The organism is Usitatibacter palustris (assembly GCF_013003985.1).
In the GTDB taxonomy this organism is placed as follows: domain Bacteria; phylum Pseudomonadota; class Gammaproteobacteria; order Burkholderiales; family Usitatibacteraceae; genus Usitatibacter; species Usitatibacter palustris.
In genome coordinates, this window is record NZ_CP053073.1 from 3,690,018 (window position 1) to 3,711,207 (window position 21,190).

Consider the following 21,190-nt stretch of genomic DNA (forward strand, 5'->3'; position numbering starts at 1 on the left):
CACACAGCTCCTTCGCGCGTCAGGTTCCCGGAGCGAACGCCCCCTCGCCGATCTGCCCGCGGATCTCCCCGCCCGGCGACGCGGTGGTGTGCACGTTCACGTACGCCAAGCCCGAGCGCATCGCGTCGAGCACCGCGCTGAGCCCGCCCGCGCCGACCTGCTGCGCGCCCACCGCGAGGACGTTCGCACTCGTGATGAGTCCGTTGACCGTACCTTCCTGCGGACACGGCGGCGTTCCCACCGGACCGGGAAGGCTGCTCGATCCGCAAAGCCAGATCACGATGCCGCCGTTCACGTCGCGCTGCGCGACGTGGATGTGGGCCTGCGTGACCGGCGCCTGGAGGCCGGAGAAGGACAGCTCGTATTCGATCGACAGGCGATCGCTCGACAGTTGCGCGGCGAACGTGCCGCTGGCGCGCGTGGCGACCGCCGGGACTTCCTCGGCGCCGCTGAGCCTCGTGCGGATGCGATTGCTGTCCGCAAGGGCGGGCAGCGCGGCCAGCAGGGCGGCCGCGAGTAAAAGATTCCTCATGTTCGTTCTCCTACGCTGTGGTCCTAAGGGAGAGAACAGTCGCCGGGGCCGCATCATTCCACCCGCCGGCGAGTTCGGCATTACGATACGGCCCATGGAAAGACGACCTCCCAAGACTGCCAAGACGGCTCCGCGAAACCCGGCGATCACGCACCCCACCGTCGCCGCACTCGTTCGCGAACGCACGGGTGTCGCGTGGTCGCGCGCGCGGCAGCTTTGCATCGACGGGCGCGTCACGGTCAACGGCGAGCGCTGCTTCGATCCGGCCGAGCGCGTGCGATCGGATGCGACGATCGTCGTCAACGAGACGGCTCCGAAGCAACGCTTCAGCGCGCTCGACGAGAGCGCGATCGTGTTCTTCGATCACGACCTGGTGGTCGTCGAGAAACCGGCGGGCATGCTGAGCGTGGCCGACGAGCCGGGCAACAAGGACACGCTGGCCCCGCACACGCGCACGTTGCTGCGGCGGATCGGCGGGAGCGGCGAGGACACGGGGCTGGGCGTCGTCCAGCGCCTCGACCGCGACACGAGCGGCTTGATGGTTTTCGCGCGCAACGCGACGGCCCAGCGCGCGCTCGCCGCGCAGTTCAGGACCCACGACGTCGATCGCGTCTACCAGGCGATCGCTCATGGCGCGGTGACCGCCGCCCGCATCGAGTCGGACCTGATCGAGGATCGCGGCGACGGGTTGCGCGGCTCGCATGGCCTCTTCCGGCGAGCGCGGGGCGACGTGCCCCACGATGCGAAGCACGCCGTCACCGTCATCACGCCGATCGCGCCGCTCAAGGGCGCGACGCTGGTCGAGTGCCGCCTCGAGACCGGACGCCAGCACCAGATCCGCATCCACCTCTCGGAGCGCGGCCATCCGCTGGTCGGCGAGCGCGTATACATCCGGGACTATGAAGGCACGCGGATCGAATCACCGCGCCCGATGCTGCACGCGCGCGTGCTCGGATTCGCGCATCCGCGAACCGGCAAGCGCGTCTCGTTCGAGCGCGATGCGCCCGACGATTTCCGCGAGATGCTCGAGAGCCTGGGCGGCGCCTAGGGCTTGTTGGGCCCCGGAACCGCGACGAACTTCCACTTCGGGCTGATGGCCGTGCCCGAGAATTCGATCTGCGTGTCGCCCTGCGGATACCTGAAGATGGCGGCGATCCCGCTGGGCCAACCGGGACCGACCAGGACCGTCTGGCACGAGTTGACGTCCGTCGGCTTGGCGCAAAACGCCGCCTTGCCGCTCTTCGCGCACCCGGTGCAACCCGCGATGCTGGTGACCGCGACGAGCCGGCCCGGCTTGCGACAGGACTTCGTTCCCACGGGCATGACGCTTTCCAGGACCGGCTTGCCACGGATCTCCAGCTTGCCTTTCTCCTCCAGGAGATCCGCTTCGTCGTACCAGGTCGCCTTCATCGCGTAGGCACCCTTGTTGACGATGCATGCGTCCGAGTACCAGTCCTTCGGTTGCGCCAGCGCGGGCGCGGCGAAGGCCATGGCAAGCATGGGCACCACGAATTTTCCGATCCTTGAAGACATCGACGCTCCTTTCTGTCTAGCGCTTGGTGGCCCCGGCCGCCGCGACGAACGTCCACTTCGGGCTGAGGGCCGTGCCCGAGAATTCGATGTGCTCGTCGGCCTGCGGAAACTTGAAGATGGCGGCAACGCTGCCGGGCCATCCGGGACCGACCAGCATCACCTCGCACGAGTTGACGCTCGTCGGCTTGGAGCAATACGGAGACCGGCCGGCCTTCGCACACCCTTTGCACGCCGCGATGCTCGTCACCGCCATGAGTCGCTCCGCCTTTCGACAGGACTTGTATCCGTTGGGAATGGAGTCTTCCTGGACCGCCTGGCGACGGATCTCCAGCTTTCCTCTCTCGAACTTCAGGTCTGCTTCGTTGTACCAGGTTACCTTCATCACATAGGCGGCCGTGTTGATGATGCATGCGTCCGAGTTTCCGTCCTTCGTTTGTGCCAGCGCCGGCGCAGCAAGAGCCAACGCGAGCACGGGCAATGCGAATTTCCCGATCCTTGAAAACATGACAGCTCCCTGTGATGGTTGGGTCAGGCTCGTGGACCCCATGTCCCGGCCTTGTACGGCTTGGGCTTGATGCCTGCCGTTTTCCAACCTGCAATGATTCCGTCGATCCACTTCCACGCGGCCTCGACTTCGTCGCGGCGCACGAAGAGCGCGGAGTTGTTGCGAAACACATCGAGCAGCATCCGCTCGTAGGCGATGCGGCGGCGTCCCTTCGGGAAGGCGTCGCTCACGGAAAGGTCGAGCCCCACTTCGTCGAGCGCGAATTCGTTGAGGCCCGGCTCCTTGTGCATGAGCGTCATCGTGATGCGCTCCTCGGGCTGGAGCTTGATGAGCAGCGTGTTCTGCGCGAGCGAGGCGCCGATGTCCGCGAAGATGTTGAACGGCGCGCTCTTGAAGCGAATCACGATTTCGCTCGAGCGCTCCGCGAGGCGCTTGCCGGTCTTGAGGTGGAACGGGACGCCGGCCCAGCGCCAGTTGTCGATCTCGGCGCGAATGGCGACGAACGTTTCCGTTTCGCTCGTGGCACTCGCGCCCTCTTCCTTGAGGTAACCCTCGTACTGGCCGCGCGCCGTGTGGGTCGCGACTTCCTTCGCGCCGATCGGCCGCAGCGACCACAGCACCTTCACCTTCTCGTTGCGCACCGCCGAGGGCGTGAAGCTCGCAGGCGGTTCCATGGCAACGAGGCAAAGGAGCTGCAGCAGGTGGCTCTGCACCATGTCGCGCAGCGCACCGGCTTCGTTGTAGAACGCCCAGCGGCCATCGACGCCCACGGTCTCCGCGACCGTGATCTCGACCTGCTCGATCGCGTTCTTGTTCCAGAGCGGCTCGTAGATCGCGTTCGCGAAACGCAGCGCGACCAGGTTCTGCACCGCTTCCTTGCCGAGGTAATGATCGATGCGGAAGACCTGGTCCTCGGCGAATGTCCCCGCGATCGCTTCGTTGATGCGTGCGGCGGACGCAGCGTCCGACCCGATGGGCTTCTCGATGACGACGCGGCTCGCGGCGTCGGCGAGGCCGGCTTCCTTCAGCGCCGCGCAGAGGGGCGCGACCAGCTTCGGCCCGGTGGCAAGGTAGAAAATGGTGCCGATTGCTCCGCCGAGTGCAGTGCGAAGCGGATCGAGGCCCGACTTCGCGGAGGCATCGACCGACACGTACTGGATGCGTTTCGCAAAGGCCGCGAATCCCGATTCGTCGAAGAGCGCCGCATTCGCGGACTGGCGAATCGCCTCGCCCACGCTCGTCACGAATGATTGGTTATCAATCTTTGGCAGCGCCGCGCCAACCAGGCGCACGTCCTGTGGGAGCAGCCCTTCGCGATCGAGCGCGTAGAGCGAGGGCCAGAGCATGCGGCGGGCGAGATCGCCGGTGGCGCCGAACAACACAACGGAGGAAGTCATCGTGAATCGATGATAGAGGTCATCCTCTCGTGCTGTCACCCGGGTAAACCCGCGCCCCCGGCAGGCCGTGGATGCTCGAAACCCCGGTTTGCATTCGGCTAATCCAGGGGATTCATCAATTGATCCGAGGGATCACCTCAGCGATCCACGGGATCAATTAAGTGATCCACTGGCTCAGGCGAATGCAAATGGCGTTCTGGCGGGGGTGATGCCCGGTGGCGCGAGTGCAAGCAGATCCTTCGCGCGCTCAGGAGGTCCTACTTTCCGCTGCGCTCCTCAGGATGACAGTGGTGGCAAGCATCAATGTCGCCAGCAGCATCAACATCCACTCCGACAGCGTCGGCACCGCGGTCACCGTTCCAGGCGCGCCCGGAATGCCGGGGCCGCCCTGGTCGACGATCGTGCCGTTCGCGACGAGATCGTCATCGCCCAGCCCGCCGTCGGTGATCGAGAACGTGATCGTGTTGCCGACAACCGTGGCAGGCAACGTGTACCAGTGCGGCGCGGTGTTCGAGGCTGTCGGCCCGTACTTCCAGTACGTCGTGCCCCCGGGCAACGCGGTCGGGTACGTGAGCGTGAACGCGAGCGTCGAGCCCGCGGTGCAACCGGTCGTCGTGAAATCGAACAGCCCGTGCGGGAACGTCACGCCGCCCGGCGCCGTCGGCGGGATCGGTGCCGCGCCGGGGGGTGCGCCGATCAGTTGCCTCACGCCGAACGTGCACGCGGCGCCGCCGCCGGTGAACGCAATGGTTTGCGTGCCGGTGCCGGTCGCGGTCGGACCCGAGAATGTCGTCGTCGATGGCGCGTAGGTCACCGAGTTGTCCGCGCTCGTCGAAGCAATGTTGCCCACGCCGAGAAGCGTGGCCGCGCCGGCCGGAATGCTCGCAACGACCGTCCCCGCCGAAGCCATGCCGGACACCGCGACATTGAACGTCGTCGGTCCACCGGTCACGACGGCCGACAGCGTGCCGCCCGCGGTGCTGCCCGTGAACTGGATGTCGGCTGCATCGAAGCTCGTGACCGCCGCGTTGAACACTGCCGTGAAATTGATCGGTCCCGAGAGCACCGGATCGGCCTGGCCCACCGCCTGGTTGATCGTCACCGTCGGCGCGTTTGGCGCGAACGTGACCGAGTTGTCCGTGCTGGTCGATGCCACGTTGGGCGACCCGAACGCAGTACCGGTCGCGACGCCGGCCGCGACGCTCGCGATCACCGTGCCTGCGCTCGTCATGCCCGTGACGGCGACGGTGTACGTCGTCGGTCCGCCGGTGATGGTCGCGGTCGTGGGAAGCGCTGTGCCGCCGATCGTCACGTCACCCGTCGCGAATCCGGTGACGGGTTCACTGAATGTCACGGTGAAGTTGATCGGTCCCGCCGCAGTGGGATCGACCTGCGCCACCGCCTGGTTGATCGTCACCGTCGGCGCGGCTGGCGCGAACGTGACACTGTTGTCCGTGCTGGTCGAGGCGAGGTTGGTGCCGCTCGCGCCATTCGCGCCGCCGGCGGGAATGCTCGCGACGACGGTTCCGGCCGATGTCATTCCGGACACCGCGACGTTGTATGTGGTCGGCCCACCGGTCACCACCGCTGCGAGCGTGCCCGCCGCCGTGCTGCCGGTGAAGGCCACGTCGCTCGCGGCGAAGCCGGTCACCGGCTCGCTGAACGTCACCGTGAAATTGATGGGAACCGTCAGCGCCGGATCGACCTGTCCCACCGCCTGGTTGATGGTCACCGTCGGCGAAACGGGCGGGCCGAGCGCGACGTAGACCGGCTGGCTGCCCACCGGCACGCGAGCGATCACGGTGTTGGTCGCCGGATCGATGAGCGAGACGCCATTGAGTTGCTGGTCGACGACCCAGAGTTGATTCCCGCTGGGCGTCATCGCCATGCCGCGGGGGTTGGCAAGGTTGTTCAGCGGAATCGTCGTCGTGAGCGTGTTGGTCGCGGTATCGATGACGCCGATCCCGTCGACGCCGTGGTTGGCGGTGTAGAGCGTCGCTCCCGAGGGCGAGACGATCGCATCGAAGGGCAGGGCGCCCGTGCCCAACGGAATCGTTCCAACAACGGTGTTCGTCGCGGTATCGATCATCACGATCTCGTCACTGAGCTGGGCGGAGACATACGCGCGCGTGCCCGCCGGGTTCATCGAGACCGCGGCCGGCGACGTTCCCACGGCCGGCACGGTGGCGGCCACCGCGTTGGTCGCAAGATCGATCACGGTGACGCTGCCGAGGGTGTTGGGGACATAGAGCCTGTTGGCGCTGTCGCTGAGGGCCACCGTCAAGCGGTAGACCGTACCCACCGGCACGCTGGTGATGACCGTGTTGGTGGCCGTGTCGATCACGGCGACCGTGTTGGTGGTGTTCGAGGAGGCGTACACCCGAGTGCCGGCCGCGTTCATCGCGATGCCGCTCCCCGACCCACCGATGGGGATGCTCGCCACGATCGTGCTGGTGGTGAGGTCGAGCACGTTGACCTGGCCCGCGTCCCCGCACGTGAAGTACGCCCGCGTTCCCGCGGCGTTCAGCACGATGCCCGTTGGGCCAAACGAGCCCGGGAGGCCCGGGCAACCGGCGGGGATGGTGGCGACGGTGACCAGGCCGGTCATGGAAACCACCGAGATGTTGTTGCCGGTGAGGTTGGTCACGTACGCGAACGGCGGGCCCGGCGTGACGTACGTGTACGCCACGGTGTTGTCGGTGCTCGTCGAGGCGCTGTTCGTGATCGCGCCGTTGGTGGCAACGCCGGCAGGAATGCTCGCGACGATGTTGCCGCTGGAAGTCATGCCGGCGACGATCAGCGTGTAGTTCGCGCCCGATCCCGTGAGAAGTCTCGAGAGCGTTCCCCCGACCGTGCTTCCGGTGAACGAGATGTCACCCGGATCGAAGCCCGTGACCGGCGTACTGAAGACGATGGTGAAACGAACCGGTGCCTGGTTCGCGGGATCGGATTGGCCGGCGGCCTGGTTGATCGTGACCGTCAGGGGCGGCGGCGCATAAGTGACTGTGTTGTCGGTGCTCGTCGACGCCGCGTTCGCGTTGCCGCCGAGATCCACGGCAACGCCGCCCGCGATGCTCGCCGTCACCGTGCCAGCGACCGTCATGCCCGTGACGGCGACGTTGTAGACCGTGGGTCCACCGGTGACCGTCGCCGTCGTGGGAAGCGCCGTTCCGCCGATCGTCACGTCACCCGTCGCGAATCCGGTGACCGCTTCGCTGAAAGTCACCGTGAAGTTGATGGGCGCTGCCGTCGCGGGATCCGCTTGCGCACCGGCCTGGTTGATCGTGACCGAAGGCGGCGTGCCGAAGACGACCGTGTTGTCCGTGCTCGTCGAGGTGAAGCTCGCGATGCCGGTGGCGACGCTCGTCGCGGCAAACGCGCGAACGCTCGCGACCACGTTGCCGTCGCCCGTCATGCCGGTCACGGTCACGGTGTACGTCGGGCCCGCGCCGGTCACGTTCGCGACGAGCGTGCCGCCCACGGTGCTGCCGGTGAACAGGATGTCGGCCGCGTCGAAGCCGGTCACCGCCTCCGAGAACACTACTGTGAAGACGATCGACGCAACGGTCGTTGGGTCGGGCTGCGCGCCGGCCTGGTTGATCGTGACCGCGACGGGCACCGGCCCGGTCGCAACCCCCCACGGACCCGAGAAGCCCGTGTAAGTGGCCAGGACCGCATCCGAGGACCCATTGAGCGCTACGACTTCCCCGCCACTGGTCCGCGAGACGATCAGCCGCGCTGAGTCCCGCGTGTACGCGAGCCCGTTGATGGGCGAGGCCGTGACGTAGCTGCCGCTGCATGTCACGCCGCAGTGGGTGACACTCCCGATGTTCACGGTCGCCACCGCCATCGCTCCCGTGGGGCCGGCCACGACGTACGCCGGCCCCAGGCCGGCAAGGTTGGTGGCTGTTGCCGACACGGTGCTGGGCCACGTGATGGTTTCCACCACGCCGGTGACGCCGTACACAGCCTGATAGGTGTTGCCCGTGACCGCATCGAAGGCCACTGCGTGCGCGTTGCCGGGTCGCACGAGGACGGGATTGAGAAAACCCAGGGTGAGGTCAAGGGCATAGACCCCATTGACCGTATCGGCGACGACAAGCCGCGTGCCCGTGAGGTCGATGGACAGCCCCCGCGGTGAGGTGGAACCACCGGTCAACGCGGCGACCATGGGCGTCGACCCGTCGATCGGGATCGCGTGGAGCGTGCCGAAGGAGGTGCCGCAGGTCACGAAGATCCGCGGCTGCACCGGATCGATGACGACGTCAGAGGTATCCCCGCCACAGGTTGCGAACGAATTGGTGGTCGCCAGGGTGGCCGCATCGAACTCCCGCACGCCGCCACCGCCACCGCACGCCACGTAGCCGCGCGTGCCGGCTTTGTTGATGGCCACACCCCGGGGCGAGCTGCAGATCGCGGCCCGCACGACAGTGCCGTCCGCAAGGTTGATCCGCGCAATGCTGCCGCCGGTGTTCTCGGTCACATAGGCGAAGGGCTGGGCGTTGGCGAAGCCAGGCAGGAGGGCGATGGATGCCAACGCAAGAACCGGCAACAACCATCGCATCGCGGTGCGCGTCGCGAAATGGGGATACATCGGGGGGCTCCCTGTGTGATCGAGTTTCTGGGACTCGTCGCAGGGAATCTACCTGATCGGGTTTGTGCTGTTAACCCCCTCCAGCAGGTCCTTCGTCGCCTCGCTCCTCAGGATGACAAGTTGCTGCCGTCGATCCACGTCCCGATCACGTTCATCCGCTCATCGGCGAGCACGAAATTCGCGCGATAGCCCGGAGCGATGCGCCCGATCTCGTCGTCCAATCCCATGAACTGCGCGGGATAGGTGCTCGCCATGCGCACCGCTTGCGGGAGTGCCAGGCCGAGGAGGTCCATCGCGTTGCGCACCGCGCTGGCCATGTCGAGCGCCGAGCCGCTGATGACGCCGTTCTCGTCGACGACCAGGCCGTCGCGCACGAGGATCTTGCGGCCCTGGAGCATGAAGAAGTCCTGGTTGGCGCCGACGTTGGGCATCGCGTCGGTCACCAGGATGAAGCGGTCGGCGCGCTTGGCGCGCATCGCGATCTTGAGCGTGACCGGATCCACGTGATGGCCATCGACGATGATCCCGCAGTAGCTCTCGCGGTGATCGAGTGCTGCGCCGACGACGCCGGGCTCGCGGCTTTGCAGCGGCGACATCGCGTTGAACAGATGCGTGAAGCCCGTGAGGCCGTGCGCGAGTGCCTCGTTGATCTGGGCGTACGTCGCGTTCGTGTGGCCCGCGGAAACCACCACGCCGGCCTTCGCGAGCTCCGAGATGCGCGCGGGCGTCGTCATCTCGGGCGCGAGGGTGACGAGGGTGCGCCCGGTCGCGAGCGAGGAGAGCAGCTTCACGTCGGACGCATCGAGCGAGCGGAAGTGCGCCGAGTCGTGCGCGCCCTTTTTCTCCTCGTTGAGGCACGGGCCTTCGATGTGGACCCCGATGACGCCGGGCACTTTCGCGGCGATCGCTTCGCGCGTGGCGGCGATGGCGCGCGCGATCACGGCGACGTCATCGCTGATGAGGGTCGGCAGGAAGCTCGTGGTGCCGAAGCGCCGGTGCGCGGCGCCGATCCTGCGAATGGTTTCGACACTCGGGTCGTCGTTGAAGAGCGCGCCGCCCCCGCCATTGACCTGCGTGTCCACGAAGCCCGGCAGCAGCAGGTGGCCATCGAGGTCGATGCGCTTCGCATCGCCGACGCGTGCGTGGCCCTCGGGCACGACGGCCTCGATGCGGCCGTTGGCGACCAGCACGACGACTTCGGTGGAGATGCCGTCGTCGGTCAGGACGCGGGCATTCGCGAGGGCCTCACGCATCAGCGCGTCTCGGTCACCTTGCGAAGGTGCGGCGGTTGGTCGGGATTCAGGCCGCGCGCGACGGCGATGGCGTTCGCGAGGCGATAGAAGGACTGGATGAGCAACAGCGGCTGGATCGCCGGATGCGCTTCGATCGTCGGCAGTACCGTGGCGCCCGGGACGTTCACGCCCGCGATCGTCACGTCCACCACGCGGGCGACGAGATCCTTCGCGAGCTCCTCGATGCCGGGGCGCGTCTCGTCGTTCTGCGAGAGAAGCAGTGCGGGAAATCCTCCGGAGAGCAGCGCCTGCGGGCCGTGCCGCACTTCCGCGCTGCTGAAGCCTTCGGCGTGCAGGCCGCACGTTTCCTTCAGCTTGAGTGCGGCTTCCTGCGCGATGCCCAGGCCCACGCCGCGTCCGATCACGAAGAGGTGGCCCGCCGCGCGCAGGTTCTCCAGCGCCGGACACCAGTTGAGGTCCCACGCGCGCTCGAGCTGGCGCGGGGCCATCGCGAGGCTGTCGAGCATCAGCTTGTCCTGCGTCCATTCGGCAACGACATGCACGATGGCCGCGAGCGAAGCGATGTACGACTTGGTCGCGGCCACACTCATCTCGGGACCCGCGCACAGCGGCAGCACATGGTCGGCGATCTGCGCGAGGGGCGAATCTTCTGCATTCACCAGCACGGCGACACGCGCGCCTGCCTGCTTCGCGGCTGCCGTTGCGGACACGAGATCCGGACTGCGGCCCGATTGCGAGATCGCGAGGAACAGGCAATCGCGCAGATCCTGCTTCGCCCCATATAAGGAAGCGATCGAGGGAGCGGCCGAAGCCGTGATCACGCCGGTGCGCGTCTCGATCAGGTACTTCGCGAACGTGGCCGCGTGATCGGAGCTGCCTCGCGCGCAGGTGACGACCGTGCGCGGCGGATTCCGGCGCAGCTCCACGCCCAGCGCCGCGGCGGCGGAATGATTGCGCTCGAACTGCGCCTTCACCGCGGCCCCGGCTTCGGAGGCCTCGCGGTACATCAGCGTCGTTGCGGGATCGAAGAGCGGGCTATTCATGTCCCGAGGAGAGCTCAGCGACGAAATCATAGGTGTCGCCGCGATAGTACGACTGGCTGAACTCCACCGCGCGGCCGTCGCGCAGGAAGCCCACGCGTTCGACGAGCAATCCCGCGTCGCCCTCGTGCGCATGAAGGAGCTTCGCGTGCTCCGCATTGAGGAGCAGCGCGCGAAGCCGCTGCAGCGCCCGCACCGGACGGCTGCCCGCCTGCTCGAGCGCCTCATATAAGGAGTTGTCCACCGACGCGAGCGAAGGAAGGCTCGAGGCGACGATGGTCGCGAACTCGAGCGCCATGGGCGCATCGTCCGCGTAGCGCAGGCGATGGAACCGGAAGACCGGCTCGCCCGGCGAGAGCTGCAGCGTGAACGCCTCTTCCGGCGTCACGGTGCCTTCGGACTTGCGAAGCCACACGCTGTGCGGCGTGCGGCCGCGCGCGCGCATGTCCTCGGAGAACGATGTGAGCTTCGCGAAGTTCTTCTCGATGCGCGCGGCGACGAAATTGCCCGAGCCCTGGCGGCGGATGATCACGCCCTCCTCGACCAGGCCGTCGATCGCCTTGCGAACGGTAATGCGGGAAACCGCGAGCTCGGTCGCCAGTTGCCGCTCGGCCGGAAGCGCGTCGTCGGGCCCGAGGACGCGGGTGGCGATCGCCTCCCGGATGGCGCGCTGGAGCTGCTGGTAGAGCGGCAGGCTGTTGTTCGGGTCCAGCTTCAGGACCGCTCCCAGCGACGTCATCGGGTGTTTTCCTCGAATGTTTGTGCTACCACTACAGTACCAATAGTAGCCCTTGCCGGGCTTTTGCGCCTAGAGCCTAGCATTTTATTTTTTCCAGTGGTAGTGTTTTGGCACGCACTGGTAGTACAGTGGCATGAGATTGGTTGCAGGAGTGAGTCTTTTTTTGTTCAGGGTCCAACGTCCAAATACTGGGGAGAGGTCATGAAACTCAAGCAAACACCCATCGCTTCGGCCGTTGCGCTCGCGCTGATGGGCATGACGATGCAGGCGCAGGCGCAGCAGTCGACCGACAAGGCAACGCAGATCGAGAAGGTGGAGGTGAAGGGCATTCGCGCCTCCCTCGAACGTTCTCTGGAAACCAAGCGCGCCGCCGATTCGCTGGTCGAAGTCATCACCGCGGAAGACATCGGCAAGATGCCCGACAAGAACGTGGCCGACTCGTTGCAGCGCGTCCCCGGCGTGACGACGAGCTCGCAGTCGGGCGGCTCGGGCGGCTTCGATGAAAACGACCGCGTTTCCATGCGCGGCACGAACCCCAGCCTCACGCAGACGCTCATCAATGGCCACGCCGTCGCCTCGGCCGACTGGTTCGTGCTCGACCAAGTGGGCCTCGTCGGCCGCAGCGTGAGCTTCTCGATGCTGCCCTCCGAGCTCGTGGGCCAGGTCATCGTTCGCAAGAGCGCGACCGCCGACCTTACGGAAGGGGGTGTTGCCGGCGCGGTGGACATCCTCACGAGGAAGCCGCTGTCGTTCAAGAACAACCTCACGCTCGAAGGCACGCTCATGGGCGTGTACGCCGAGCGTCCGGACAAGTGGGATCCGCAGATCAACGCCCTCGTGAACTGGAAGAACGAAGCGGGCAATGTCGGCGTCCTGCTGCAGGGCTTCTCGGAAAAACGGAGCCTCCGCCGCGATGGCCAGGAGATCCTCGGCTACGGCCAGATCTCGCCCACCAGCGCGCTCGCCATCGCCCGTCCCGATCTCGCGAACGTCTACTACCCGACGCTCATCGGCTCGTCGTTCTTCGAGCAGGAGCGCGAGCGCACCGGCGGCATGCTCGACGTGCAAGTGAAGATCAACAACGACCTCGAGGTCGACTTCAGCGCGTTCACCTCGAAGCTCGAGGCGAGCAACTACAACCGCAACTGGATGTTCTGGGGCAACCGCGTCATCGGCGGCGACAACCGCGTCCCGACGTCGTATCGCGTGCAGAACGGCACGCTCGTGGAAGCGGCGTGGGCCAACGCCGGCACGCCGGGCAACAACGTCGCGTACGCAGTCGTCGACGAGATCTATCGTCCGGGCGCGTTCTCCGAGACGAACTTCTACAACTTCGACGTGAAGTGGCGCGCGAGCGACCGCCTCATGATCACCGGCAAGGTCGGCACGTCCGAAGGCAAGGGCGAGACGCCGGTGCAGCACGTGTTCGAAGGCGACGTGTTCAACACGGGCGCCGCGTATCGCCTCAACGGCATCAGCAACGGCGCCGACGTTTCGTTCCCGAGCGGCAACCCCTCGTCGTTCACCGGCACGTCGCTCGACTGGATCTTCGGTGCGAGCCCTGCTTCGACGAAGGACAAGGAGAAGTACGCGCAAGGCGATGCGGAGTACGGCTTCGACGGCGGCATGTTCAAGAACGTGAAGGCCGGATACCGCTGGGCCGAGCACACGCGCGAGACGCACCAGGTCGCGCAGGGTCCGAAGTGGTCGGCCGATCCGTTCGCCGCGGCGAACCTGCCGCGCTGGAACGGGGAGACGTATCCGGGCGACTTCGCCGACGGCATCGGCGGCAACTTCCCGCGCCAGCCGTGGATGCTCAACCCGGGCGAGCTCGCACGCTGGGGTGACCTCTACTCCAACCGCGATCCGCTCGAGCGCCAGTACTGGCCGGGCGAGTTCTCGATGAAGGAGAAGAACCAGGCCGTGTACGTGATGACCGACTTCGAGGGCAAGGGCTGGAGCGGCAACGTGGGCCTGCGCTTCGTCCGCACCGAGGAGAAGGTCACCGTGAACGTCGGCATTCCCGAGCTGCCCGGCGGCATCTGCGCGCCGACCTCGTCGAACTGTCCGGTGCCCGGTGCCATCACGACGTCGGCGTTCGGCTCGTTCTACCGCAAGGACATCAAGCACACGTACGACGACGTCCTGCCGAGCCTCAACCTGCGCTTCGACATCGACAAGGACCTCATCGGTCGCCTCGCCGCGACCCGCACCCTCGCGCGCCCGGACTACTCGGCGCTCGGCGGCTCGATCACGGCGGACGACACGACGCACACCGGCAACGGCGGCAACCCGGACCTGAAGCCCATCATCTCCAACAACTTCGACGCGACACTCGAGTGGTACTACGCTCCGCGCGCGCTGCTGTCGGGGGGCCTGTTCTACATGGACCTCGACAACTACGTGGGCTTCGGCACGTACCAGACGACGCTGCTCAACATCCGCAACGGCGCGTTCGAGACGTACACCATCGCAGCCCCCGTCAACAGCAAGGGCAAGGTGAAGGGCGCGGAACTGTCGTGGCAGCAGCCGTTCGGCTACGGCTTCGGCGCGACGGCGAACTACACGTACGCCGACGGCAAGGAGAACGGCGGCCACGACCTCGTGGGCACCTCGAAGAACACGTACAACCTCATCGGGTACTTCGAGAACAGCAAGTTCGGGGCGCGGCTCGCGTACAACTTCCGCTCCGCGTACTTCGTCGGCCTCGATCGTGCCACGCCGCAGTACCAGGACGATACGAAGACGTTGTCGGCGAACCTGAGCTACTACTTCAACGACAACCTGACGTTCACGTTCGATGCGATGAACCTGAACGACCCGATCCTCAAGATGTACGGGGCCAACAAGGACCAGCCGCGCGCGTTCTACCAGAACGGCCGGCAGTACTACGTGGGCATCCGCATGAAGATGTAGGAGAGGTGAAGCCGTGAGGGTACTTGCTCACCCAGGAGCGAGATCCTCTTCCGGGCGGGGCAGGCAACTGCCCCGCCCTTTTTATGAAATAAGTGGGGTCAGACTCGACTTAATTTAATTCTGTGGATAACTGGGTCAGGCTACAGTTATCCACAGAATTAAATTAAGTCGAGTCTGACCCCACTTATTTCCCTAATTGACCATGACCAAGATCCTCCTGCTCCTTGCACTTGCCGGTTCCGCGCTTGCCGCGGAGCCCACCGTGATTCCCAACCCCGCGTCGATCGCGCGCGCGCCCGGGAGCTTCGCGCTCGCGCGGGCGAGTGCGATCGTGGTGCCGGCCAACGATGCGCAGGCCGAGCGGATTGCGACTCGCCTTCGCGACCTGCTGGGCGTGAAGGCCGCGGTCGTCGTGGGTGCGCCGCGCGATGGCGCGATCAACCTTGTTCGCGAGGGTGCTGCGGGGGAAGGCTACCGGCTCGACGTGACTGCGAAGCGCGTGACGATTGCGTCTTCCGGAACGGCGGGGCTCTTCCACGGCGGCACGACGCTGTGGCAACTGGCGAGTGCTCGCGATGCGCGTGGGTCGATCAGCGCGATGACGATCACCGATGCGCCACGCTTTTCGTGGCGCGGCGTGATGCTCGATTCCGCGCGCCACTACCAGTCGCCCGAGTTCATCAAGCGCTTCGTGGACTGGATGGCGATGCACAAGTTGAACGTCCTCCACTGGCACCTCACCGACGACCAGGCGTGGCGGATCGAGATCAAGAAGTATCCGAAGCTGACTTCCGTGGCCGCGTGGCGCGTGCCCGCGGGCTTCGCCAACGCGCCCCAGTACGGCGGCTTCTATTCGCAGGACACGGTGCGCGAGATCGTCGCGTACGCCGCCGAGCGCCAGATCACGGTGGTGCCCGAAATCGAGATGCCCGGCCACGCCACGGCACCGATCGCCGCGTACCCCGAGCTCGCCTCCACCGCGACGCCGCCCACCGCGGCTTCGCCGGACTGGGGCGTGTTCGCCAATGCGTACAGCCCGGACGACGCGACCTTCACATTCCTCGAGGACGTCCTCACCGAAGTGATGGCGCTCTTTCCCTCGAAGTACATCCACGTCGGCGGCGACGAAGTCGAGAAGGAACAGTGGAAGCACTGGCCCGCCGCGCAGGCGCGCATGAAGGAACTGGGCATCAGCGAACCCGCGGGGCTGCAGACGTACTTCACGCAGCGCATCGGCAAGTTCCTCGCCGCGAAGGGCCGCCGCCTCGTGGGCTGGGACGAGATCCTCACGCCGGGCATGCCGCAGGACGCGGTGGTGATGTCGTGGCGCGGCATCGAAGGCGCGCTCGAGGCCGCATCGAAAGGCCATGACGCGATCCTCTCGCCCTGGCCCACGCTCTACTTCGACAATCGCCAGGGCGCGGGCGCGGATGAACCTCCGGGCCGCGGCAACACCCAGACGCTCGAGACGGTGTATCGCTTCGAGCCGATGCCGCCGACGATCAAGCCCGAGCAGCGCCACCATGTTCTCGGCCTGCAGGGAAATCTCTGGAGCGAGCACATCCGCACCGAGCCGCGCATGGCGCACATGGCTTTCCCGCGCGCTGCGGCGATCGCGGAGCTCGGATGGTCGCAGCCGGAACGCCGGGACTGGAAGGATTTCCTGCGCCGGTTGCCCGATCAGTTCGCACGCTACGAAAACGTGGGGCTGCCGTATGCGGACAGCGCTTTCGCCGTGCGCGCGACGGTCACGCAGTTTGCCGCCGTGCCTCGCAGGACCGCGCGTGCGCAGGTCGAGCTCGCGACCCAGGTCGGCCAGGGCGAGATCCGCTACACGATCGACGGGAAGGACCCGACCGTGAAGTCGCCGCTGTATCGCGCACCGCTGAGCGTCGTGCCCAAGGGGGAGCTTCGCGCGGCGGCCTTCTCCGGTGCGACGCGCCTTTCGCGTCCGCGTGTGTTCGCGCTCGCTCCTGAATTCGCCATGCGCCGCAAGAGCCAGGACCTGAAGCTGTGCACCGAGAACATCTCGCTCTCGCTCGAGGACGACGCGCCGCTCAACGGCGAGCGCGCCGCATTCCTCGTCGACGTGCAGAACCCGTGCTGGATCTATCCCGCGGTGGATCTCGATACGGTCGCCAGCATCGAGGCCGCCGTCGGCCAGATCCCGTTCAACTTCCAGATCGGCGAAGCGGTGAAGAAGATCACCTTCCCGAAGCCGACCACGCCCGAGGGCGAGCTCGAAGTGCGCATCGATTCATGCACGGGCGACGTGATCGCGCGATTGCCCGTCCTGCCGGCGAGCGCATCGCAGGGCGTGACCACACTGCCCACGGCGAGGATCTCCGCGTCGGGCCGCCACGATCTGTGCCTTCGCTTCGCGCAACCCGCGCTGGAGCCCGTGTGGGTCATCGACTCGATCCGCCTGGTGCCGCGCGCGCCGGCCGCGGTCCTGCAGGCGCGCTGACCATGGCGAAGCTGACACTCGTCTCGCCGCTCGCCGGCTGGTGCCTGCCGCTCGAAGAGGTTCCCGATCCCGTGTTCGCGGAAAAGATGGCGGGCGATGGCGTTGCGATCGATCCCATCGAAGGCGTGCTGCGCGCGCCGTGCGACGGCGAGATCGTTCCGCTGAAGGACGCGAAGCACGCACTGACCGTGCGCGCGACCGGCGGCATCGACATCCTCGTCCACGTCGGCATCGATACGGTGGAGATGCACGGCGAAGGATTCGAGGCGCTCGTGAAGGGCGGCGATTATGTGCGCGCGGGCGATGCGCTGCTGCGTTTCGACCTCGATCTCGTGGCACGGCGCGCAAAGAGCACCGTCACGCCGATCCTGCTCGCCTCGCCCGGCAACGTGGTTCGCCGTGTCTCGGGCCGATCGCTCGTGGCCGGCGATTTCCTCATGGAGATCGAAGCGGCGGAAACCGTCGAGAGCACGAACCGGGGCGAGGAACACGTGCATCGCTTCTCCGTGCCGTTCGACCACGGCTTCCATGCGCGGCCCGCGGCCCTGGTGGCCGCCGCACTTCGCCCGCTCAGGGCGGACGTCGCGATCCTCGCGCGCGGCCGCAGCGGCAACGCGCGCAGCACCGTCGCCCTCATGGGGCTGGGCATTCGCTACGGCGAGACGATCGATGTGCGCGCGACCGGGCCGGACGCCGCGCGCGCGATCAAGGCGCTCGCCAACCTTCTCGCACCCGTGGCCGAGGTTCCCGTCGTCTCGCGCGATCCCATCGACGCCGTACCGCGCCGGGTGAAGGGCGTGATCGCGAGCCGCGGCTTCGCGGTCGGGATCGCGGTGCAGCTCGAGCGACCCGAGGCGCCGGTCGTGGAGAACGGCGAGGGCGAAGTGCAGGAGGAAGCGCACCTCGCCGCGGCTGTCCAGCGCGTGACGACGCACCTCGAGCAACTGCATGCGTCCGCGAAGGGCGAACAGAAGGCGATCCTCGCCGCGCACGTGGAGCTCGCGCAGGATCCGGATCTCGCGGCGCACGCGCACCTGTGGCTGCGGCGCGGCAAGAGTGCGGCGCATGCGTGGCGCGAATCGACGCGCTCGACGATCGCCGCGCTGGGCGCGCTCGACGACCCGCGCATGCGCGAACGCGTCGCGGACCTTCGCGACCTCGAAGGCCAGGTGCTGCGCGTGCTCGCGGGCGAATCGCCCGGCGACTCGCGGGTACTGCCCGACAAGGCGATCGTGCTCGCCGACGAACTGCTCCCTTCGCAATTGCTCGCACTCGATTTCGCGCGCGTCGCCGGCATCTGCACCGCGAGCGGCGGACCGACGTCGCACGTGGCGATCATTGCCGCGGCGCGCGGCATTCCGACGCTGGTCGCTGCCGGGCCCGCGGTCCTTCGCATCGCCGAAGGCACGCCGCTCGTGGTCGATGCCGAACGCGGCCTGCTCGAAGTCGATCCCTCGCCCGTGGAGCTCGCCGAGATGCAGGCGGCCGTCGCCGCGCAGGCGAGCCAGCGTGCGGCCGATCTCGCTGCCGCAATCACACCCTGCCGCACGACCGATCATGTTGCCGTCGCGGTGTACGCGAACCTCGGCGCGCTGAAGGAAGCCGCCCCCGCGATCGCCAACGGCGCCGAGGGCTGCGGACTGCTGCGCACCGAGTTCCTGTTCCTCGAGCGTCACGAACCGCCGGGTGAGGACGAGCAGGCGCGCGAGTACCAGGCGATCGCCGATGCGCTTCAAGGCCGCCCGCTCGCGATCCGCACGCTCGACATCGGCGGCGACAAGCCCATTCCCTACCTGCCGATGCCGCGCGAGGACAATCCTGCATTGGGTCTCCGCGGATTGCGCACGAGCCTCTGGAAGCCCGAGCTGCTGCGCACGCAGTTGCGCGCGATCCTGCGCGTGAAGCCCGCGAGCGCGTGCCGCATCCTGCTGCCGATGGTCACCGACATCGAGGACCTCGTCACGGTGCGCGCCCTCCTCGACGAATGCGCGAAGGACCTCGGGATCGACGCGACACCCGCGCTCGGCGTGATGATCGAAACGCCCGCCTCCGCGATGCTTGCCGACCAGCTCGCGGTGCACGCGGACTTCTTCTCGATCGGCACCAACGATCTTTCGCAGTACACGCTCGCGATGGACCGCGGGCACCCGGAGCTCGCTGCCAAGCTCGATGCGCTGCATCCGGCGGTGCTGCGGCTCATCGACACGATCTCGCAAGCCGCGCACGAAGCCGGCAGGGAAGTCGCCGTCTGTGGCGGTCTCGCCAGCGACCCCGCGGCGGTGCCGATCCTCGTGGGGCTGGGCATCCGCGAGATCTCCGTCGTGCCCGCGATGATCCCGCGGTTGAAGGCCACGATCCGCACCCTCGACGCACAACGCTGCGCGGAGCTCGCCGAGCGCGCGCTCACGCTCGGCACCGCAACCGCCGTGCGTCAGATGATGGAGGCAGGACGATGAAGATGATGGAAGCCACGCAGGCCCTGGGCCGCGCGCTGATGCTGCCGATCGCGGTGCTGCCGATCGCGGGATTGCTCCTGCGGCTCGGGCAACCCGACCTCCTCGCGATGGCGCCGATCGCCGCCGCGGGCGATGCGATCTTCGGAAACCTGGGACTGCTCTTCGCGATCGGCGTGGCGGTGGGTCTCGCGCGCGAGAACCACGGCGCGGCCGGACTCGCGGGCGTGGTGTGCTTCCTCGTCGCAACAAAGGGCGCGGAAGTGATCATTGCCGCGCCGCCATTGCTCGCCCTCGCCCATGTGGCCGCGTGGAAAGCCAAGGAGCTCTCGAAGCTCTCGGTGCCGATCGGCATCCTCTCGGGAATCTTCGCGGGCCTGCTCTACAACCGCTACAGCGACATTCGGCTCCCGAGTTATCTCTCCTTCTTCGGCGGCCGGCGCTTCGTGCCGATCGTCGCGGGTCTCGCGGGCTTGCTCCTCGCCTTCGCCTTCGGCTACGGCTGGCCCTTCCTCACGCGCGGCATGGATGTCGTCACGCAAGGCGTGGTCGAAGCCGGTGGCCTGGGTCTCTTCGCCTACGGCGTCTTGAACCGCATCCTCATCGTCACGGGCCTGCACCACATCCTCAACAACGTCGCGTGGTTCATCCTCGGCGACTTCGGCGGCGCGACGGGCGATCTCAAGCGCTTCTTCGCGGGCGATCCGAACGCGGGCGCGTTCATGAGCGGATTCTTCCCGGTGATGATGTTCGGCCTTCCCGCCGCATGCCTCGCGATGTACCACACGGCGCTCCCCGAAAAGAAGAAACTCGCGGGCGGCCTGCTGCTCTCGATCGGTCTCACGTCGTTCCTCACGGGCGTCACGGAGCCCATCGAGTTCACGTTCATGTTCCTCGCACCCGCGCTCTACGTCGTGCACGCGGTCCTGACGGGTGCCGCGATGGTCACGATGGATGTGCTTGGCGCGAAGCTGGGCTTCAGTTTCTCCGCCGGCCTCTTCGACTACATCCTCAACTTCAAGCTCGCGACGAAGCCCTGGCTGCTGCTGCCGGTGGGCGCGGCGTATTTCGCCTTGTACTACGGCCTCTTCCGGTTCTTCATCGTGAAGTTCAACCTGAAGACGCCGGGGCGTGAGGTCGACGAGGTGGCGATCGCTTCCGCAACATCTTCCGGCGACGAGACCGACCGCTACATCGCAGCACTTGGTGGCGCACCAAACCTGACGGAGGTGGAAGCCTGTACCACGCGTCTTCGCCTGAAGGTGGCCGACCGCACCCAGATCGACGAGCGCGTGCTCAAGCAACTGGGTGCCAGCGGCGTCGTGAACATCGGCACGCACGGCGTCCAGGTCGTGATCGGCCCTATCGCTGATCAGGTCGCGAGCGAGATCCGCGCACGGCTCGCGGGCAGGGGCCGGGCCACGACAGGCGGCTCGGCACTTCCCAATGCGGCCGAGTTGCTGGCCGCGATCGGTGGCAAGGGCAACATCGCACGGATCGAATCCACGTCGGGCCGCGTGCTCGTCACGGTGAAGGATGGGGCAGGGGTAAACGAGCATTCGCTCAGCTTGTTGCCCCTGCGCGGGTTCGCCCGCGCCACCGCTGAGAGCATCCACCTCCTGCATGCCGATCCGGGCGGCCTCGAGCGTTCGCTCAAGTCGCCGCCCTGACGCATAACGAGAGGTCCTCCGAAAGTCGGTTTGCATTCGCCTGATCCCCGGGATCACTCAAATGATCCGCGGGATCCATTCAGGGAGCCTC

At 66.8% G+C, this 21,190-nt stretch carries 13 protein-coding genes; 5 read left to right on the plus strand and 8 right to left on the minus strand.

The annotated features are described in order from the left end of the window. Positions 1 to 19 precede the first annotated feature (19 nt). A complete protein-coding gene (locus tag DSM104440_RS17970; protein ID WP_171165100.1) occupies positions 20 to 532 on the minus strand; it encodes a CHRD domain-containing protein in 513 nt (170 codons plus the stop codon). 94 nt (positions 533 to 626) lie between these two features. On the opposite strand from DSM104440_RS17970, the gene DSM104440_RS17975 reads away from it, so the two are divergent. Further along, on the plus strand, positions 627 to 1,580 hold the full coding sequence (locus DSM104440_RS17975; protein ID WP_171165102.1) for an RluA family pseudouridine synthase: 954 nt from the start codon (positions 627 to 629) through the stop codon (positions 1,578 to 1,580). Here DSM104440_RS17975 and DSM104440_RS17980 read toward each other — a convergent pair. The 7 genes from DSM104440_RS17980 to DSM104440_RS18010 all read right to left on the minus strand — a co-directional run bounded on the left by DSM104440_RS17980 (position 1,577) and on the right by DSM104440_RS18010 (position 11,593). Further along, on the minus strand, positions 1,577 to 2,065 hold the full coding sequence (locus DSM104440_RS17980) for a hypothetical protein (protein ID WP_171165104.1): 489 nt from the start codon (positions 2,063 to 2,065) through the stop codon (positions 1,577 to 1,579). The two genes, DSM104440_RS17975 and DSM104440_RS17980, sit on opposite strands and share 4 nt — an antisense overlap. Positions 2,066 to 2,081: 16 nt before the next feature. Then, a complete protein-coding gene (locus tag DSM104440_RS17985) occupies positions 2,082 to 2,570 on the minus strand; it encodes a hypothetical protein (protein ID WP_171165106.1) in 489 nt (162 codons plus the stop codon). A gap of 23 nt (positions 2,571 to 2,593) precedes the next feature. Next, positions 2,594 to 3,967 (minus strand): glucose-6-phosphate dehydrogenase, encoded by a 1,374-nt coding sequence (gene zwf, locus DSM104440_RS17990; RefSeq protein ID WP_171165108.1) that lies wholly within the window; start codon positions 3,965 to 3,967, stop codon positions 2,594 to 2,596. Positions 3,968 to 4,214: 247 nt separating this feature from the next. Next, positions 4,215 to 8,561: an IPTL-CTERM sorting domain-containing protein gene (locus DSM104440_RS17995; protein WP_171165111.1), complete on the minus strand. Its 4,347-nt coding sequence runs from the start codon at positions 8,559 to 8,561 to the stop codon at positions 4,215 to 4,217. Positions 8,562 to 8,668: 107 nt separating this feature from the next. Then, positions 8,669 to 9,814, minus strand: a complete 1,146-nt coding sequence (gene nagA, locus DSM104440_RS18000) for an N-acetylglucosamine-6-phosphate deacetylase (RefSeq protein ID WP_171165114.1) — start codon at positions 9,812 to 9,814, stop codon at positions 8,669 to 8,671. Continuing rightward, positions 9,814 to 10,857: an SIS domain-containing protein gene (locus DSM104440_RS18005; RefSeq protein ID WP_171165116.1), complete on the minus strand. Its 1,044-nt coding sequence runs from the start codon at positions 10,855 to 10,857 to the stop codon at positions 9,814 to 9,816. The genes nagA and DSM104440_RS18005 overlap by 1 nt, the downstream gene beginning before the upstream one ends. After that, positions 10,850 to 11,593, minus strand: coding sequence for a GntR family transcriptional regulator (locus DSM104440_RS18010; RefSeq protein WP_171165117.1), 744 nt, complete (start codon positions 11,591 to 11,593; stop codon positions 10,850 to 10,852). Before DSM104440_RS18010 ends, DSM104440_RS18005 begins: the two co-directional genes overlap by 8 nt. Positions 11,594 to 11,794: 201 nt before the next feature. Here DSM104440_RS18010 and DSM104440_RS18015 point away from each other — a divergent pair, with 201 nt between their 5' ends. The 4 genes from DSM104440_RS18015 to nagE all read left to right on the plus strand — a co-directional run bounded on the left by DSM104440_RS18015 (position 11,795) and on the right by nagE (position 21,099). Continuing rightward, positions 11,795 to 14,509 (plus strand): TonB-dependent receptor, encoded by a 2,715-nt coding sequence (locus DSM104440_RS18015; protein WP_171165119.1) that lies wholly within the window; start codon positions 11,795 to 11,797, stop codon positions 14,507 to 14,509. A 202-nt stretch (positions 14,510 to 14,711) separates the two neighbouring features. After that, positions 14,712 to 16,976: a family 20 glycosylhydrolase gene (locus DSM104440_RS18020; RefSeq protein ID WP_171165121.1), complete on the plus strand. Its 2,265-nt coding sequence runs from the start codon at positions 14,712 to 14,714 to the stop codon at positions 16,974 to 16,976. A gap of 2 nt (positions 16,977 to 16,978) precedes the next feature. After that, positions 16,979 to 19,432 carry a phosphoenolpyruvate--protein phosphotransferase gene (gene ptsP / locus DSM104440_RS18025; protein WP_171165123.1) on the plus strand — a complete coding sequence of 818 codons (2,454 nt, stop codon included), beginning with the start codon at positions 16,979 to 16,981 and terminating at the stop codon, positions 19,430 to 19,432. After that, complete coding sequence (gene nagE, locus DSM104440_RS18030; protein ID WP_171165125.1) at positions 19,429 to 21,099, plus strand: N-acetylglucosamine-specific PTS transporter subunit IIBC; 1,671 nt, start codon at positions 19,429 to 19,431, stop codon at positions 21,097 to 21,099. The genes ptsP and nagE overlap by 4 nt, the downstream gene beginning before the upstream one ends. Positions 21,100 to 21,190: the final 91 nt, after the last annotated feature.

Excerpts from the sequence above, each read along its gene's own strand:
- DSM104440_RS17995 (WP_171165111.1), bottom strand. The coding sequence starts at position 8,561 with ATGTATCCCCATTTCGCGACGCGCACCGCGATGCGATGGTTGTTGCCG.
- nagA (WP_171165114.1), bottom strand. The coding sequence starts at position 9,814 with ATGCGTGAGGCCCTCGCGAATGCCCGCGTCCTGACCGACGACGGCATC.
- DSM104440_RS18015 (WP_171165119.1), top strand. The coding sequence starts at position 11,795 with ATGAAACTCAAGCAAACACCCATCGCTTCGGCCGTTGCGCTCGCGCTG.
- DSM104440_RS18005 (WP_171165116.1), bottom strand. The coding sequence starts at position 10,857 with ATGAATAGCCCGCTCTTCGATCCCGCAACGACGCTGATGTACCGCGAG.
- DSM104440_RS17985 (WP_171165106.1), bottom strand. The coding sequence starts at position 2,570 with ATGTTTTCAAGGATCGGGAAATTCGCATTGCCCGTGCTCGCGTTGGCT.
- DSM104440_RS17970 (WP_171165100.1), bottom strand. The coding sequence starts at position 532 with ATGAGGAATCTTTTACTCGCGGCCGCCCTGCTGGCCGCGCTGCCCGCC.
- DSM104440_RS17980 (WP_171165104.1), bottom strand. The coding sequence starts at position 2,065 with ATGTCTTCAAGGATCGGAAAATTCGTGGTGCCCATGCTTGCCATGGCC.
- zwf (WP_171165108.1), bottom strand. The coding sequence starts at position 3,967 with ATGACTTCCTCCGTTGTGTTGTTCGGCGCCACCGGCGATCTCGCCCGC.
- DSM104440_RS17975 (WP_171165102.1), top strand. The coding sequence starts at position 627 with ATGGAAAGACGACCTCCCAAGACTGCCAAGACGGCTCCGCGAAACCCG.
- nagE (WP_171165125.1), top strand. The coding sequence starts at position 19,429 with ATGAAGATGATGGAAGCCACGCAGGCCCTGGGCCGCGCGCTGATGCTG.
- ptsP (WP_171165123.1), top strand. The coding sequence starts at position 16,979 with ATGGCGAAGCTGACACTCGTCTCGCCGCTCGCCGGCTGGTGCCTGCCG.
- DSM104440_RS18010 (WP_171165117.1), bottom strand. The coding sequence starts at position 11,593 with ATGACGTCGCTGGGAGCGGTCCTGAAGCTGGACCCGAACAACAGCCTG.
- DSM104440_RS18020 (WP_171165121.1), top strand. The coding sequence starts at position 14,712 with ATGACCAAGATCCTCCTGCTCCTTGCACTTGCCGGTTCCGCGCTTGCC.